The organism is Halogranum gelatinilyticum (assembly GCF_900103715.1).
Classification (GTDB): Archaea; Halobacteriota; Halobacteria; order Halobacteriales; family Haloferacaceae; genus Halogranum; species Halogranum gelatinilyticum.
Genome location: NZ_FNHL01000004.1, coordinates 375127 through 390440, shown reverse-complemented (window position 1 = coordinate 390440; position 15314 = coordinate 375127). Strand labels below are relative to the sequence as shown.

Below are 15314 nucleotides of genomic sequence, written 5' to 3'. Positions count from 1 at the left end.
TGGCGAACCTCCCGGAGAAAAAGGTCGTGGTTAGTCGTCCGAGGGAAGCGGCTGGCCCTCGCCGTCGGTCGGCGCGGGGCTGGCGTCCATCGAGTCGTCTTCCGCGTAGGGATACCACGTCATCTTCGTGTTGTGCATCATCGGGTCGTCGTAGCTGGTCTCCTCGGGTTCGACCAGGTCGGCGAGGTCGTCCTCGTCGGTGCGCTCGACGAACTCGCGGAAGGTCTCGCCGCCCTCACGACGCTCCTCGAAGTTCGCGAGCAGGTTCTTGATGGCTCCCGGCACCTCGTCGACGGGAATCCGCTGGGCGACCCAGTCGGCGAAGTTCGGGTTCTCGCCCAGCCCGCCGCCGAGCCCGATGTCGAGTGCCTCGACCGGCTCGCCGTCCTTGCGGGTCTTCATCCCGCGGAGGCTGATGTCGGCGATCTGCGGCTGCGCGCAGGAGGCCGTACAGCCCGAGAGATGGATGTGGAAGTCCTCGACGCCCTCGGGAAGCTCGACGTTCTCCTTGAGCCAGCGGGCGTAGCGCACTTGGCGGTTCTTCGTCTCCACGATGGAGAGCGAACAGAACTCGGTGCCCGTACAGGCGACGGAGCCGCGCATGAACGGATGCGGGTCCGGCGAGTAGTGGTCGAGGAGCTCCTCGCTCTTCAGCGCGTCGAGCTTCTCCTCGGGCACGTCGGTGATGATGACGTTCTGTCGCTGGGTGATGCGGATCTCGCCGGAGCCGTACTCGTCGGCGACGCGGGCGAGTTCCTTCGTGTCGTCGACGCCCATCCGACCGACCAGGACGTCGAGACCGACGTAGTAGTTGCCGTCGGCCTGCTCGTGGATTCCGACGTGGTCCGAGTGGCCGCCGTTCTCGTAGCCGGAGTTGTAGGAGTACTCCGAGCGCAGGTCCTCGCCTGCCGTCTCGAGTTCGAAGTCGACGAACTCCTCCTGGAGGACGTTCCGGAACTTCTCCGGCCCCCACTCGTCCATCAGGAACTTGATGCGGGCGTTGTAGCGGTTGTCGCGGTCGCCGTTCTCGCGGAAGAGCGCGGAGATGGCACCCGAGACCTCGGACGCCTGCTCGGGCGTGACGAAGACGTCGATGTCGCGGGCGAGCCGCGGCTCGTTACGCGAGAGGCCGCCGCCGATGCGGATGTTGAAGCCCTTCGTCTCTTCGCCGTCGATCTCCTTCGTGGCGGGTTCGAGCGCGAGGTCGTTGATGTCGCCCTGGCCACAGCCTTCGCGGCAGCCGGTGATCGAGACCTTCCACTTCCGGGGGAGGTTCGAGTGGTCCTCGTTGCCCTTGAACTCCTCGTTGAGTTCCATCGCGACGGGCAGCGCGTCGACGTGCTCGTGTTTGTCCTTGCCGGCGACGGGACAGCCGACGATGTTGCGCCACGAGTCACCACAGGCCTGCTGGGTCGACAGCCCGACCGACTCCAGTTTCTCGAAGATCTCTGGGATGTCTTCCAGTTTGATCCAGTGCAGCTGGATGGACTGTCGCGTCGTCCAGTCGACGTAGCCGTTGCCGAAGACCGGGTTCTCGGCCGGGCCGCGGGCGTACTCGTCGGCGACGTCGGCGACGACTTCGGTCTGACCGGGCGTCAGCACGCCGTTCGGCGTCCCGATCCGCATCATGAAGTAGCTCTCCTGGCCGTTGCGCTGGTGGTACAGCCCCCACCATTTGAACCGCTCGAACCACTCGTCGTGTTCGTCTTCGGGAATCGAGTCCCATCCCTCTTCGGCGAACTCGAGCAGATGCTCTCGAATCTCGTTGCCGTACACCTCCGATTTCCACTTCTCGACGTCCGTAGGCATTTGTCTGCCCATCCCTTTCGTATCTACCCCTAAGGTAGCGCGCATGGCGTCAACCCTTCCCGGTGCTCCCATGAAGGGGAAAAAATTGCTTATTCTTGGCTCGCTGTCACGCCCGAGGGTGCGAGGACGCTCTCGCGGTCGATGTCGCGGAACTCGCCGTCGACGATTCGGCCGACGGGGAGCCATTCCGTGACGTCCTTGCCGCCGCAGGCGATGCACTGGCCGTAGACGCGGACCTCGACCGTCCGCCCGTCGACGCCGACTTCCTGGAAGTTCTCGACGACCATATCGGGCAGCTCACAGCCGCAGAACTCGGGGTCGGGAAACCGCCACAGCTCGCTGACACTGACCTCTCTGTGGTCGTTGACGGAGATCCAGGCACCGTCGTCGAGGATACGAAGGGCGACACTCATTGTCGGCTCTACGAGCTCCGGGCACCTGTACCAGTCGGCCACCGCAAGCCCTGTCGGACTTCACGACGTGACGGTTCGGGCAGGATTGTTCGCTGTCGTGCGGTTTTGCAAAAATCGGGCGTCGAAGATAGCGGCAATCGGTTCCGGGACGCGGGAGCAGAGGTCAAGGTTACGCATAGAGGCGTCCTTATGGGTGTTCTCGCCATTGGATAGTCTGATGAGTCGCCACGAATCCGACCGCGATGTCCGCACGCACGTCTCCGCAGACGTCGCGCCGGAACTGTACGAACCGACGCAGGGAGGCGGAGATGAGTAACCCCGCCGCCGAAGTCGAAGAGGTCACAGACACTGACGACGCCGACGACCGCCACGACGACCACCTCCGCGACCTCGAGGACGGATCCGGCTGTACCGAAATCTGGGAGCATCTCTCCGAGCGGCGCGAAGCAGCCGAAGAGTAAGCAATCTGTTCTCTTTCACTATCAGGACGGTCCGCAAAAGTACCACACAGCGAGATGTTTTTAGGAACGACCACCGAACGGAAGATAAGCAATGAGTGATCAGCCGCCGTCGGGTCTGCCAGCGGACCGCGAGGAGCCGGTCGGCGCGCCGGTCGTCCGCGCCGACCCCGCCGTCACCGGCGACCGCGCCGCCGACGCCGTCGGCTTCGACCCCGACGACCCCGAGAGCGTCGCCGAAGCCGCCGAGACCGTCAGCGCGTTCGTCCAGAACACCGCGGGTGCCGAGGACAACGTCTACATGCTCCGCGGCGCGGCGGCCTGCGCAGCGCTCGTCCGCGGCGTCGGCTCCTACAAGGCCGCCGCCGAACGGACCGACGGCGTCGCCTCCATCTCCTTCATCCGCAAGTGGGCGCGCGTCCACGACCTGCCGCAGTCCATCCGCCGCCACGTCGCCCGCGGCCACATCGCGCCGACGGCCGCCAAACACATCGCCCGCGTCCCCGGGGAAGCGCGCTTCACCCTCGCGTGGGCGACTATCGACGGCGACCTCACGGTGCGAGAAGTTCGGGCTATCGCCAGCGAGATCAACAACGGCACCGACCCGGTCGACGCGCTCCGCTCGTACGGGGTCACGCCCGGCCATCTCGAACTCGGTCTGCCGGTCGAACTCTACACCGAACTCCGCCGCCGCGCGTCGGTCCAGAACACCACGCCCGGCGACATCGTCGGCGACGCGCTCACCGACTACTTCGCGGAGCACTGACGTCGCGGCGAATTACCTCTCCAGAGAATTACCTCCGCGGCGAATTACCTCCCCGGAGAATCCCTTTCGAGGAGACCTAGCCGAGGAAGCGTCGTGCGGTCTCGGTAATCGTCTCCCGCGCCTGTTCGACCTCCGGCCAGTGGACCGTCTCGTCGGGGTAGTGCGCCTGCTCGATAGAGCCGGGACCGAACACGACCGTCGGAATCCCGGCCGCGACGTAGTGCCGCGAGTCCGCACCGTAGGTCGCACCCCGCGGCTCGGTGTCGTCGAGTCCGGTCGCTTCCATCGCTGCTTGTAGCGCGCCGACGACCGGCTCGTCGGGGTCGGTTTCGGCCGGTTCGAACTGGATCGAGAACCGCTCGAACGTCGGCGGGTGGGCCGAGAGCCACTCGCTGTCGGCGACGATTTCGTCCAGCCGCGCCTCGAACTGTGTCTCCACGTCGTCGACCGTCTCGCCGGGTGCGACGCCGATCCGCATCTCGGCGGTCAGTTCGGCGGGGACCGTCGACGCCCACGACCCGGCCTCGACGGTCCCGACCACGACCGGCCACGGGATCGGGAAGTCGTCGTAGAGCGGATGCGTCACCGTCTCGGTTCGCTCGCTCTCCAGTGCTTCGAAGGCGCGGCGAACCGTCTCGAAATGCGGCAGGACGGACTCGCCGACCCACCGCGTCGCGGCGTGCGCCGACCGGCCGGTGAGCGTCAGCCGTTTCATCAGACAGCCCTCTGTGGCCGTCACCACCTGCAACTCGGTCGGCTCGGCGACGATGGCGGCGTCGCGCTCGAACGGATAGGGGTTGTCGAGCGCGGCGGCGGCCGCGCCGATGCCACCCTCTTCTTCGCCCACGACGCTCTCGACGACGACTCGGCCGTCGAGGTCCGGAGCTTCCTCGCGCAGCGCGAGTGCCGCGAAGACGCAGGCGGCGAGCCCGGATTTCATGTCGGCCGCGCCGCGCGCTCGGAGGTCGTCGTCGCCGACCCACGTCGGCTCGAAGGGGTCGCTGCTCCACAGGTCGCGCTCGACGGGCACCACGTCCGCGTGGCCGTTCAATACGAGCGTCTTGCCCGCGCCGGTGTCGCCGAATTCGAGGACGCCCGCGACGCTCGGCCGGTCGGCGACGTCGATGTCGCTCGGGTCGTCGGGGAAGGAGGGATGCTCGGCGAGGCGGCCAGCGTCGGCGGTCCACTCGTAGGTCTCGAAGCCCAGCTCGTCGAGTCGGTCGCGGACCCAGGCCTGGGCGTCGGCCTCGGCTCCGCCGGTGGTGTCGAAGCGGAGGAACTCCTCGGTGAACGTTCGGATGTCGGTCATTGTGCTGTCGTCGGGTGGTGCGCGTGAAAGGACTTCGGGATAATCGTAAACGCTTAAGCCGTAGTGCAGAAAGATGTGCATGAGGGCCGGTAGCTCAGTTCGGCAGAGCGTCTGGCTTTTATCGCGACTACACGAGCCGTTTTGCGTGTGGTTGCGGGAGATACCAGACGGTCGGGGGTTCAAGTCCCTCCCGGCCCGTACTTGACCCGCGAGCGACAGCGAGCGGTGTCAGTCGAACGCGGGAGGACTGAACCCGACGAGTCGCGCACAGTGAACGAAGTTCTCGTGAACGAACGAGCGAGAGCACGGCAGAGCTTGCTCTGCCGAAGTGAGCGAGCACGTCTCGGCCCGGTTCAAGTCCCTCCCGGCCCGCTTCTACGAGACTCAACACGGCGAGGACCTCGTGTGCTCGCGGTTCGCGCCACGGTGAGGCCTCAAATCAACTGCTTGAGCGAGGCTACAACTCCGCCATCGTCGCTGGTTTCAGTCGTTTCGAAAGGACTCTGGCTCCGACGCCTATGACGAACCCTACTGTCCCGAGGGCGAGTGTCATGATCGTCGCCATCAACAGACCCAGTGCGGCGTTGACGAATACCGTACCACCTGACGTCTGCTGGATGACAAAGTAGCTCGACAGTCCACCGACCATCGGTCCGAAAACGAGGAGCCAACTCACGACCAACCCACGGTTTCGGAACGCTGGCCACGCCGCGAGACAGACCCAGCCGAACAGCATTCCCGCCCCGAGTGGAGAGTACACCCGCACCGGGCCGAACGGACTGAACAGTTCGTAGAGGCGCGCCTCACCGAACAGAGTAGTGTACGGTCCGATCAACGTCATCGTCGTGGCCGACGCGACGAAGAGGACGACCGAGAGTGCGAGATACCGATTCGCCCGCGCCAAGTCATCACCACCGAGCAACAGCGTCGCCGTTCCGTCGCCCATCTCGCTCCGTAGCCGACCATCTCTCGTTGCCAGCAGACGCCCGAGAGCGTAGCCGAGTGTTCCGACGAAAACCGCTGGGACGAGGCTGAATCCGATGGCGACTCCCGTGAACGTCAGCCACGACCCGTTGGGGCTAATGACGAACACGTGCAACAACATCGCAACCGTCGGGGCGAAGACGGTGAGGCAACTGAACAGAAGCCCACCATCCCGATACGCAACGATAGCAGCCAGCCCCCCACCGACGATGACGACGGCCAACGAGACCAGATGTAACTGCGAGAGGAGGAAACCGAACGTCGTCCCCGGTTCGGCGAGTCCGAAAAGGAACACAAACGCGAAGAGTGCGCACACGTCAAGTAACCGCCGTGCGCTGGAGTTCCCGAGGAGGAGGCTCTGCAACTGATTGCGAGGCATACCTCCGGGTTCAATTAGTGCTAACAAAAGTTTTGCTCGGCCAACAAGAGTTCTGTGAGAAATCTGTTCGAGGGACTGAGTACGCCAGGCCGCGCTTGCTCGTGCCCTTCGCCGCCGCAGTGACCTCAGTCGATATTCTCGCCTTGGTAGCTGCCGTCGTAGGTGCTGTCGTGCTCCGCGTCGGCGAGGACGATCTGTGCGATGCGCGCGCCGCGTTCGAGTTCGATGTCGTGGTGGACCTGCAGTAGCCCTTCGCCCTTGCCCTCGTAGCCAGCGTCCCAGACGGCCGTGTTGAGCATACAGGAGTTGCGCATCAGCGAGGAGCGGGGGTAGATGAAGCCGACGTGGTCCTCGGGGATGTGGACCGTCTCGGCGTAGCGGACGATGTAGCCGCCCGCGGGGAGATAGTAGGTCTCGGGGTCGCCCTCGTCGCGCTCTTCGAGGCTGACGGCCTGTCGCTCGCCGATCTCTTTGCCGTCCTGTCCGATGCGGCCGGGGTCGAGCTGCTCGAAGACGGCGTCGAGCGTGAGGTCGACACCGTTGGGCTGGACCTGGTCTGCGGTGAGCGGACTGATGTGCTCAGCGACGAACGAGCCGGACTTGTACATACTCGGCGATTCGCCGTCCCGTCGAAAAAACTGCTGACTCGTTTGTAGAGATTACAACTCGGATACGAGTTACTTCACGAGTCCCTGCGAAAATTGCCGTACGGTTCCCGTTTCACATGGTAAATGGAACGGGAACACGCGGGATTTATATCCGACGGGAAACGACTCACGGACGTTATGGGACAGACGCTCACAGAGAAAATCCTCGCGGATCACCTCGTCGAAGGGGAGCTGACCCCCGGAGAGGAGATCGGGATCGAAATCGACCAGGTCCTCGCCCAGGACACGACCGGGACGATGGTCTGGCTGCAGTTCGAGGCACTCGACCTCGACGAAGTGCAGACGGAACTCGCAGCGCAGTACTGCGACCACCAGACCTACCAGTTCGACTTCAAGAACACGGACGACCACCGCTTCCTCCGCTCGGCGGCTGGCACGTACGGTGCGTACTTCTCCCGCCCGGGCAACGGTATCTGCCACAACGTCCACAAGGAGAACTTCGCCGCACCCGGCAAGACGCTGCTCGGGTCGGACTCCCACACGCCGACGCCCGGTGGCCTCGGCGAACTCGCAATCGGTGCGGGTGGTCTCGACATCGCCGTCGCCATGGGTGGCGGCGCGTACTACGTTGAGATGCCGGAAGTCGTCAACGTCAAGCTCGAAGGCGAGCTTCCCGAGTGGGCGACCGCGAAGGACATCGTCCTCGAGATGCTCCGTCGCCTCAGCGTGAAGGGCGGCGTCGGCAAGGTCTTCGAATACACCGGTGACGGTGCTGCCTCGCTCACCGTTCCCGAACGGACCACCATCACCAACATGGGGACCGAACTCGGTGCCACCTCCTCGATCTTCGAGACGGACGAGAAGACCAAGGACTACCTGGAGCGCCAGGGCCGTGGCGACGAGTACGTCGAAATCACCGCCGACGAGGACGCCGACTACGCCGACGAAGTCGTCATCGACCTCGGCGACCTCGAACCGCTCATCGCCAAGCCGTCGATGCCGGACAACGTCGTTCCGGTCCGCGAAGTCGCCGGCGAGAAGGTCGAGCAGGTCATCGTCGGTTCCTGTACCAACGGCGGCTACGAGGACGTCCTCCCGGCCGCGAAGATGGTCAAGGGCCGCGAAGTCGCAAAGCATCTCGAGATGATCGTCGCGCCCGGCTCGAAGCAGGCCGGCGAGATGCTCGCCCGCCAGGGCTGGACGGCAGAGATGATGGCAGCCGGTGTCAACGTCTCCGAAGCGACGTGTGGGCCGTGTATCGGTATCGGTCACGTCCCCGCCTCGGACTCCGTCTCCCTGCGTACCTTCAACCGCAACTTCGAGGGCCGCTCCGGCATCGAGGACGACTCCGTCTTCCTCTGCTCGCCGGAAGTCGCCGCCGCCGCCGCCCTCAAGGGCGAGATCGTCGACCCGCGTGACCTCGCCGACGAGCTCGGCGACCTCGAGGCACCCGGCATCGAGCTCCCCGAGAAGTACGACGGCTCGAAGTCCGACCTCATCACGCCCGAGAACGCCATCGACGACGAGCTCATCAAGGGCCCCAACATCGGTGCCGTCCCGCTGAAGGACCCGCTCGCCGCCGACATCCAGGGTGAGGCACTCCTCCACATGGAGGACAACATCACGACGGACCACATCATCCCGGCCACGTCGGACATCCTCAAGTTCCGCTCGAACATCGAGCGGCTGTCGGAGTTCACGCTCTCGCGTGTCGACGACACCTTCGCACAGCGTGCCAAGGACTCCGACGGTGGCGTCCTCGTCGCTGGCGAGAACTACGGCCAGGGTTCCTCCCGCGAACACGCCGCGATGTGTCCGATGTATCTCGGCATCGAGGCCGTCTTCGCCCAGTCGTTCGCCCGCATCCACAAGGCGAACCTGTTCAACTTCGGTATCGTCCCCCTCACCATCGACGAGGAGACGTACGAGAAGCTGGACAAGGGCGACAACATCGAGATCGTCGACGACGTCGCCGAGGCAGTCCGCTCCGGTGCCGAGGAGTTCACCATCCGCGTCAACGACGACTGGGAAGCCACGACGAGCCTGAAGGCCTCCGAGCGCGAGCGCAAGATTCTCGCCGCCGGTGGCAAGCTCTCGTGGACGAAGCAGCAGTACGAGTCCGACTCCGGCGCCGCTCCGGCCGACGACTGAAGCCACACCCCTAACCGTCCCATTTTCTTGCTGCTGTCCGGCCAGTGACGACGCTCCCGTGAGCGACTGTCCCGTCGTCTCGCACGCGCTGTTCTCGTCGTCCGCTCCGCGTGCGGGCCACGGACACCGTCACGACCACGGAGCCACACGGCTTTTACAGGCCTACACCAATGGTCACGTGTGACCACCACGCCGGTCGACGGGCCGCCGCTCTCGATTCGGCAAGTCGAGCGTGCAGACCTCCTCGACGTGTTCCGCATCGAGAAGACCTGCTTCTCCCAACCGTGGCCCTACACCGCGTTCGAGAGCTTCCTCGGCGAGCCGGGCTTCCTCGTCGCCGAACGCGACGGCGTCGTCGTCGGCTACGTCGTCTCCGACACCGTCCCGAACTACGGCCGCGACATCGGCCACATCAAGGACCTCGCGGTCCATCCGGACCACCGCGGCGACGGTCTCGGTCGGCAGCTGCTCGAACGCGCGCTCGTCGGTCTCGTTTTCGCCGGTGCGGCGCTCGTCAAACTGGAGGTACGCGAGTCCAACAGCCCGGCGCTCGCGCTCTACCGCGACGAGGGCTTCGAGCCGACCCAACGCGTCCCCCGCTACTACCAGGACGGCGAGGCGGCACTCGTGATGGTGCTGGACCTCGACGACTGGCAGCGACAGGCCCGCGCACCGGACCCGGACGGTCCCGCCGACCCGCCCGCAGACGACCCCGACCCGACGACCCGAGAGTAGTGGGCTTTTGTCCGTCGACCGGTAAGGGCGGGTATGGGATACGCCTGCCCGGTCTGTGACGTGCCACAGCGCGACGGGAAACATCTCGCCAACCATCTCGCCTTCACCGCCATGCTCCGCCACGAGGAACACGAAGACTGGCTCGACGAGCACGTCGACGGCTGGCAGGACATGAACGCGCCCGCACTGGCCGACGTCGTCGTCGACCACGCCGAGGAACAGGAGTTCGACGAGCTGTTCGAGGACACCGTCGACGGCGAGAGCCACGCCCATCCGCAGGGCCACGGCCACGGCCACGGACACGGACAGAGCAGCCCGGCCATCCGGACGGAGGGCGAGTTCGGCTCGGAGACCCAGGAGGTCCTCCAGGAAGCTCGCGAACTCACCCAGCAGATGGTCGGCGACGCCGACGAGGTCGCCGAGGCGGTGCGCGAGCGGGAGGCCGCGGCCGAGGAGTCCGAGCGCGACGAGGAGACGACCGAAGAGTGACGGACGGAAAGGCGTAAGCGTCGCGCGCGACACGTCTCGACCATGGAACGCGAGGGCGTCTACGCACCCGAGACGGAAGCCGAGGCACGCGCTGCCTACGAGGACACCGGTCCCGCGGCGAAGGTCGTCGTCCGCGAGACGGTCACGGCGATGGACTTCGACCGCGAGGAGTACAAATCCCGTGTGACGGGCGACGTCGTCGAGACGGCCCGCGACGCGCTGTTCGCCTCGTTGCTCGTGGTGTCCGTCGGGACGCGCGAGGAGTTCGACGCGTGGTGCGAGGAGCATCCGGACTACGAGGTCCACGAGGCTGGCAGCGAGAACGTCGACAACGTCGTCTGGCACGTCGCCCCCTTCGCGGAGACGGCCGTCGCGGCGACGTACCAGCAGGAACGCGAGGCGGCGGTCGGGACGCTCCGGCGGCAGGCGTTCGGCCGGATCTACCGCCCCGTCTTCGAAGCGTAACCCTCGAACTGGACCGAACGCTGTTTCTTCCACACAAGATATTCAACCGACTGACGTGTTTCGCCGGTATGTCCCGACTGCCCTCCACGCTGCTCGTCGTCGGTCTGATCGTCCTCGCGGGCTGTACCGGCGGACCGCCAGCGGGAAGCGAGACGGCGACGCAGACGCAGACGCCAGCGACGATCACACACGACGGCCCGACGACGTCGACGTCGCCGACGCCCACCACCAACGAGTCACGAGTCGTCGACTTCGACGAGCTGAACGCCGACCAGCAGGCGGCCTTCCGCGACGCGCTCGACGGCACGGTCGCGTTCGTCCCGAACTCCTCCTACGTCGCCGCCGACGAGGGCTACCCCTCCGACCAGGCTGGGCCGTTCCGCGACACCGACTACGTGCGCTACGAGGGGGAGCTGTACCGCATCGACATAGACTACGGTGCGGGCGAGCTGTACGCCAGCTACGGCATCAGTGCCGAACTCGGCGTCCCGAGCGATAGTGAGACCGTGACGAACTTCACTGACCTCCCTGCGGACCTCCGCGATGAGGTGCGGACGGCACTCGTCGAGGGCGACTACTACGCGCCCTCCGGCAAGTGGGACAGCCTCCCGCAGCCGCTCGGCGACACCGACTACGTCCGCTACGAGAACGAGACCTACCGGATGGAGTACGTCGTCGGCGACCAGTGGGCGGACCTCATGACCGTCGAACGCGTCGACTGACCGTCGCGGTCGAAACCACCATACGCCTCGCCGCCTAACCTCGACTCGTGCGACGCGTAACCCGTAACTTCCTCATCGGGGTCGGCATCGTCATCGTCGCCCTGCTCGCGCTCGGGGCACTCCCGAGCTATCTCGGCACGGGCGACCCGTACTATCTGACGGCCGAGCCGGTGAACGAGACGGACGTCTCCGACGAAGCGGTCAACGTCAGCGAGTTCTCCGCCCGGCGGTATCCCTACCTCCTCGGCGCGCTCGAAGACGGCCGCTCGGAGGGCTACCAGCGCGGGCCATTTGGGATAAAAGGGTCGTTCACCCACTCGCCGTTCGACGAGTACGACGCGCTCGTGGTGCAGAACCCCGACGCCCGCGTCGACGGCGAGGACGCGATTCTCGTCGACTTTAATGGGCAGCGATACCGTGTAACGGTCGTCCAACCATGACCGCTCACAACGGCCGCCGACACGAATCCCTGCCCGACCCCGAGTGGCCCGTCCTCGACGAGGTCGTCGAGTACGACACACCCTGGTTCACCGGGGGCTACGACCTCGTCGAACAGCCCGACGGCGGCGAGAAGAAATACTACTGGGCGGAGTTGGCGACCGCCGTGGTCGTCGTCGCCGTCACCGACGGCCAGGTGCTCTTCGTCGAGCAGTACCGGCCGACGGTCCGCCAGACGCAGATGGAACTCCCCGCCGGTATCGTCGAGGGCGGCGAGTCCTTCACGACCGCCGCCGCCCGCGAACTGGAGGAGGAGACCGGCTTCGTCCCCGACAGCACCTCGCTGCTCCAGGACTTCTGGTGTTCGACGGGCCTGCTCCGACACCGCCGGGGCTTCGTCTTCGCCGAGGGGCTGGAACCCGGCGAACGCCAGCTCGACTCCAACGAGTTCCTGACGCCCCGGGCGGTTCCGGTCGACGAGGCGCTCGACGTCGCCCGCGCGGCCCCGACCAACGACGCGACGGTCGAGGGTATCCTCCTCGCCCACGAGGAAGGACTGCTCTGAGCGAGTCACTTATCCCGTCCCGTCCGTTGGTTCTCCCATGGACGGCGAAATCTCCCCCGCGGAGGTCGAGGAACTCCTGCACAGCGACGACCCTCCCCGAATCGTAGACATCCGCCAGCCCGCCTCGTTCTCTCGCGGACATATCCCCGGCAGCGAGAACATTCCGTTCAACCAACTGGCGAGTAAGGTCGCGTCGCTGGAGGGCGCAGCCCACATCGTCACTGTCTGCCCGCACGGCCAGGCCAGCGTGCAGGCCGCCCGGCTCATCAAGTCCTACGAGGGCACGGGCGACGCCCGCGTCGACAGCATGGAAGGCGGTCTCACCGCGTGGGACGGCGACCTCGAAAGCGAGGTCGAACAGGCCGCCGCCGACGAAGGTCCCGACGCACCGTTCTAACTCCTTTTCTCGCCCGTCATCGTCTCCGACCCGTTCGACGTGCTGCGACCGCGCCGAGGAGGGTCACGACGACTCCCACGACTCCCACGAGCGCGCCGAGGACGCCGAAGCCGGGCGAGGTCGCCGTCGTCCGGTCGGCCGTCGGCACCGCCGTCGTCGTGGACTCGACGACCTCGACGGCGACCACCGTCTCGTCCGTTCCGACGTCCACCGTCCCCGGTCTCTCGGGGACGACCGTCGCCGACACGGTCGTCTCCTCGCCCGCATCGAGCGTCACGCGACGCTCGGCGACTCGCTCGCCGTCGAGCGTGAACGCCACCGTGGTCTCGCCGGGTCGCGGGCCGTCGTTCTGGACCGTCGCCGTGACCGTGACCGGCTCGCCGACCGCGACCGCCGTGGCCGACACCGAGACGTCGACGACCTGCGCGACCGCCGGTTCGCGGACGAAGACGGTGTAGCGGTCCGTGCCGGCGGTGAGCGTGTAGGTCCCTGGCTCCTCGAACGTGCGGTTCAGCCGCTCGATCCGACGTTCGCCGGGGTCGAGCGTCCCGTTTAGCCGCTCCGTCCCCGTCCCCACGGTGAACGTGAGTTCGTAGGCCTTCGGCTGGCCGCCGTCGTTTCGGATCGCCACCGGCAGCGAGAGCGTCTCGTTCGGGACGACGAGCGTCCCCGCCGACTCGGTCACCGACGCGTTTCGGTACGGCCCGCTGACGACGGCTGGCGTGTCGTCGGCGACGACGAACTCGGCGGTGATGTGGCCGGGGAAGGCACCGAACCGGTCGATGTGCGCCGAGAGCGGCCAGGTCGGCGGGGCCGCGTCGGTCGTGGTATACCGCTCTGTCGCCTCCGCGGCCGACTCGTTCCCCGCCGCGCCGACGAACCCCCGGAGGTCGGCGGCCGACAGCGGCCCATCGTGGCCGTTTACGTCGGCGAAGACCGTCGCCAGCGACTCCTCGCCCGCGCCGCGGATGCGGTAGTCGAGCGCGCCGGCGACGAGCGCGCCTTTCCGGTAGTCACCCTCGACTCCCCACGTCACGGGCTGTGAGAGGACGGTCGACCCCACGGGGTCGTTGGCACCGAGTGCCAGCCACGACTCGAAGTCGTCGTAGCCGACGTAGCCCTGTTCGAGCGTCAACAGCGCGGCGTAGTAGGTCGCGCTCCCCTCGGTGAACCACCGCGTCTCCCGCGTCGGCTGGTAGGACTGGCGGCTGTGGACGTACTCGTGGAGCCAGACGTTGTTCGGCGTCGCCAGCGGCTCGGTGTCGCGCACCCAGATGTCGCTCTCGCCGGTCTGGAGGCCGCGGACGCCCCACTCGACCCCCGCCGTCGGCGCGGCGACGACGACGACCTCCCGGTCGCGGTCACCCACGTCGAGGCGGCCGGACGCGTCGGCGAGGCTGTCGAGGAGGGCCGTCGGCGACTCGGTCAGCGTCGCCGCCTCGGGGACGACGAGCCGGAAGGTCTGGCCGTTGGCCTGCCGACGGTACTCCTCGACCGGGCCGAGGAAGACGAGCTGGTCGCTGACGACGCCCTCCTCGACGACCGACCGCCGGGTCAACTCGACCTCGCCGGTTCGCCACTCCCAGCGGGTCCCCGTCGACGGCCGCCTGAACAGTGCCCACGGGCCGGGGTCGGCGAAGAGATACTCACCCTCGGCGGCGAGCGGGAGCCGCCCGCCCGCGGTCTCGTTGACTGCGAGCCGGTAGGTGAGGTCGGCACTCCGGCTCGTCCCCTGCCAGGCGTACAGCCGGTCGGACTCGCGGGCGAACCCCGTCGTCGACGTGACGGTCGCGTTCTCGGGGATGCGCGTCTCGACGGCGGTGACGGTGCTCGGAATCTCGTAGTGGAGCGTCACGAGCACCTCGCCGGGCCGACTCGGCGTCAGCTGGTATCGCGTCGTCAGGTCGAGTGTCCGGGTGGTGCTGGCCGTGAGTGCTGGCGACCGCTCGGCGGCGGTCGCGTCGGCCATCGAATCCGACGAGGTCGAGGACATCCCACTATCGGCGACGCTTCCCGTGACGGGAGCGACACCGGTGGCGAGGACCGAGCAGACGACGAGGAGGGCGACGGCGGCACGGAACATTCGCTACTGGAGGGTTCGCCCGTCTACCTAATGACCGTTCTCCCCGCGTGCACCCGAACCGGTGGCACCGCTCGTCGGTCGAAGACGTCACGAGCGGACGGCCTCTCCGCTCGCGAGTGTGAGAGTACGAAAAGCGTCGGTCCGCTGTGGTGTCAGGTGACGATCACGCGACGTTGAAGCCCTTGTCGCGGAGGAAGTCCTCGACGCGACCCGTGTGGTTGCCCTGGAGTTCGATAGAGCCGTCCTCGACCGTCCCTCCACAGGCGAACTTCGACTTCAGGTCCGAAGAGAGACTGTCCATGTCGACGTCTTTCGGGTCGAACCCCTCGATGATCGTTACCTCCTTTCCGTAGCGGCGCTCGTCGATGCGGATGCTGATCTCCTGGGACTCTTTGGCGACGTCTTCGCAGACGCAGAGTTCCTGGGGCAGCCCGCACGTCGAGCAGACTTCCGACATTACAGTTCACACCTACACGATGGGGATATTAAACAGTATCGGGACCTTGCACAGCCCCCGGAAACCGACGCGAGGAGCCTTCTCGG

General features: G+C 66.4%; 16 protein-coding genes, 1 tRNA gene and 1 pseudogene. 11 read left to right on the top strand and 7 right to left on the bottom strand.

The features are described 5' to 3' along the window. Positions 1-30: 30 nt before the first annotated feature. Positions 31-1809 (bottom strand): nitrite/sulfite reductase, encoded by a 1779-nt coding sequence (locus BLR57_RS15365; RefSeq protein ID WP_089698959.1) that lies wholly within the window; start codon positions 1807-1809, stop codon positions 31-33. Between the two features lie 89 nt (positions 1810-1898). Continuing rightward, positions 1899-2222 carry a DUF8134 family protein gene (locus BLR57_RS15360; protein WP_089698957.1) on the bottom strand — a complete coding sequence of 108 codons (324 nt, stop codon included), beginning with the start codon at positions 2220-2222 and terminating at the stop codon, positions 1899-1901. A gap of 308 nt (positions 2223-2530) precedes the next feature. Between BLR57_RS15360 and BLR57_RS19490 the strand changes: the two genes are divergently transcribed. Together BLR57_RS19490 and BLR57_RS15355 are read left to right on the top strand one after the other, a co-directional pair. Then, the gene (locus BLR57_RS19490; RefSeq protein ID WP_170830664.1) at positions 2531-2683 is read left to right on the top strand and encodes a hypothetical protein; all 153 of its coding nucleotides are present in this window, start codon (positions 2531-2533) and stop codon (positions 2681-2683) included. A 91-nt stretch (positions 2684-2774) separates the two neighbouring features. Then, the gene (locus BLR57_RS15355) at positions 2775-3446 is read left to right on the top strand and encodes a DUF7119 family protein (RefSeq protein WP_089698955.1); all 672 of its coding nucleotides are present in this window, start codon (positions 2775-2777) and stop codon (positions 3444-3446) included. Positions 3447-3522: 76 nt separating this feature from the next. Here the strand turns inward: BLR57_RS15355 and BLR57_RS15350 are convergent, their stop codons facing one another. After that, positions 3523-4755, bottom strand: a complete 1233-nt coding sequence (locus BLR57_RS15350) for an ArgE/DapE family deacylase (RefSeq protein ID WP_089698953.1) — start codon at positions 4753-4755, stop codon at positions 3523-3525. An 83-nt stretch (positions 4756-4838) separates the two neighbouring features. On the opposite strand from BLR57_RS15350, the gene BLR57_RS15345 reads away from it, so the two are divergent. Further along, positions 4839-4953, top strand: a tRNA-Lys gene (locus BLR57_RS15345). A gap of 259 nt (positions 4954-5212) precedes the next feature. On the opposite strand, the gene BLR57_RS15340 is transcribed toward BLR57_RS15345, so the two are convergent. Together BLR57_RS15340 and BLR57_RS15335 are read right to left on the bottom strand one after the other, a co-directional pair. Then, positions 5213-6118, bottom strand: coding sequence for a hypothetical protein (locus tag BLR57_RS15340; RefSeq protein ID WP_089698951.1), 906 nt, complete (start codon positions 6116-6118; stop codon positions 5213-5215). A 125-nt stretch (positions 6119-6243) separates the two neighbouring features. Continuing rightward, positions 6244-6729 (bottom strand): annotated as a pseudogene (locus tag BLR57_RS15335) (deoxyuridine 5'-triphosphate nucleotidohydrolase); the annotation flags it as partial. 174 nt (positions 6730-6903) lie between these two features. On the opposite strand from BLR57_RS15335, the gene BLR57_RS15330 reads away from it, so the two are divergent. The 8 genes from BLR57_RS15330 (at position 6904) to BLR57_RS15295 (ending at position 12688) form a co-directional block, all read left to right on the top strand. Continuing rightward, positions 6904-8877, top strand: coding sequence for an aconitate hydratase (locus BLR57_RS15330; RefSeq protein WP_089698948.1), 1974 nt, complete (start codon positions 6904-6906; stop codon positions 8875-8877). Between the two features lie 180 nt (positions 8878-9057). Further along, on the top strand, positions 9058-9612 hold the full coding sequence (rimI, locus tag BLR57_RS15325; RefSeq protein WP_089698946.1) for a ribosomal protein S18-alanine N-acetyltransferase: 555 nt from the start codon (positions 9058-9060) through the stop codon (positions 9610-9612). A 33-nt stretch (positions 9613-9645) separates the two neighbouring features. Then, complete coding sequence (locus BLR57_RS15320) at positions 9646-10101, top strand: DUF5810 domain-containing protein (protein WP_089698944.1); 456 nt, start codon at positions 9646-9648, stop codon at positions 10099-10101. Between the two features lie 42 nt (positions 10102-10143). Next, on the top strand, positions 10144-10566 hold the full coding sequence (locus tag BLR57_RS15315; RefSeq protein WP_089698942.1) for a DUF5809 family protein: 423 nt from the start codon (positions 10144-10146) through the stop codon (positions 10564-10566). A gap of 68 nt (positions 10567-10634) precedes the next feature. Next, positions 10635-11288, top strand: coding sequence for a DUF7979 domain-containing protein (locus tag BLR57_RS15310; RefSeq protein ID WP_089698940.1), 654 nt, complete (start codon positions 10635-10637; stop codon positions 11286-11288). A gap of 47 nt (positions 11289-11335) precedes the next feature. Beyond that, complete coding sequence (locus BLR57_RS15305; protein WP_089698938.1) at positions 11336-11728, top strand: hypothetical protein; 393 nt, start codon at positions 11336-11338, stop codon at positions 11726-11728. After that, positions 11725-12291 (top strand): NUDIX hydrolase, encoded by a 567-nt coding sequence (locus BLR57_RS15300; protein WP_089698936.1) that lies wholly within the window; start codon positions 11725-11727, stop codon positions 12289-12291. Before BLR57_RS15305 ends, BLR57_RS15300 begins: the two co-directional genes overlap by 4 nt. Before the next feature lie 37 nt (positions 12292-12328). Next, positions 12329-12688 carry a rhodanese-like domain-containing protein gene (locus BLR57_RS15295; RefSeq protein WP_089698934.1) on the top strand — a complete coding sequence of 120 codons (360 nt, stop codon included), beginning with the start codon at positions 12329-12331 and terminating at the stop codon, positions 12686-12688. A 16-nt stretch (positions 12689-12704) separates the two neighbouring features. On the opposite strand, the gene BLR57_RS15290 is transcribed toward BLR57_RS15295, so the two are convergent. Continuing rightward, positions 12705-14771 (bottom strand): CARDB domain-containing protein, encoded by a 2067-nt coding sequence (locus BLR57_RS15290; protein ID WP_089698932.1) that lies wholly within the window; start codon positions 14769-14771, stop codon positions 12705-12707. A 163-nt stretch (positions 14772-14934) separates the two neighbouring features. After that, complete coding sequence (yciH, locus tag BLR57_RS15285) at positions 14935-15228, bottom strand: stress response translation initiation inhibitor YciH (protein WP_009733138.1); 294 nt, start codon at positions 15226-15228, stop codon at positions 14935-14937. Positions 15229-15314 lie beyond the last annotated feature (86 nt).

Excerpts from the sequence above, each read along its gene's own strand:
- BLR57_RS15365 (WP_089698959.1), bottom strand. The coding sequence starts at position 1,809 with ATGCCTACGGACGTCGAGAAGTGGAAATCGGAGGTGTACGGCAACGAG.
- BLR57_RS15360 (WP_089698957.1), bottom strand. The coding sequence starts at position 2,222 with ATGAGTGTCGCCCTTCGTATCCTCGACGACGGTGCCTGGATCTCCGTC.
- BLR57_RS19490 (WP_170830664.1), top strand. The coding sequence starts at position 2,531 with ATGAGTAACCCCGCCGCCGAAGTCGAAGAGGTCACAGACACTGACGAC.
- BLR57_RS15355 (WP_089698955.1), top strand. The coding sequence starts at position 2,775 with ATGAGTGATCAGCCGCCGTCGGGTCTGCCAGCGGACCGCGAGGAGCCG.
- BLR57_RS15350 (WP_089698953.1), bottom strand. The coding sequence starts at position 4,755 with ATGACCGACATCCGAACGTTCACCGAGGAGTTCCTCCGCTTCGACACC.
- BLR57_RS15340 (WP_089698951.1), bottom strand. The coding sequence starts at position 6,118 with ATGCCTCGCAATCAGTTGCAGAGCCTCCTCCTCGGGAACTCCAGCGCA.
- BLR57_RS15330 (WP_089698948.1), top strand. The coding sequence starts at position 6,904 with ATGGGACAGACGCTCACAGAGAAAATCCTCGCGGATCACCTCGTCGAA.
- BLR57_RS15320 (WP_089698944.1), top strand. The coding sequence starts at position 9,646 with ATGGGATACGCCTGCCCGGTCTGTGACGTGCCACAGCGCGACGGGAAA.
- BLR57_RS15315 (WP_089698942.1), top strand. The coding sequence starts at position 10,144 with ATGGAACGCGAGGGCGTCTACGCACCCGAGACGGAAGCCGAGGCACGC.
- BLR57_RS15310 (WP_089698940.1), top strand. The coding sequence starts at position 10,635 with ATGTCCCGACTGCCCTCCACGCTGCTCGTCGTCGGTCTGATCGTCCTC.
- BLR57_RS15300 (WP_089698936.1), top strand. The coding sequence starts at position 11,725 with ATGACCGCTCACAACGGCCGCCGACACGAATCCCTGCCCGACCCCGAG.
- BLR57_RS15295 (WP_089698934.1), top strand. The coding sequence starts at position 12,329 with ATGGACGGCGAAATCTCCCCCGCGGAGGTCGAGGAACTCCTGCACAGC.
- BLR57_RS15290 (WP_089698932.1), bottom strand. The coding sequence starts at position 14,771 with ATGTTCCGTGCCGCCGTCGCCCTCCTCGTCGTCTGCTCGGTCCTCGCC.
- yciH (WP_009733138.1), bottom strand. The coding sequence starts at position 15,228 with ATGTCGGAAGTCTGCTCGACGTGCGGGCTGCCCCAGGAACTCTGCGTC.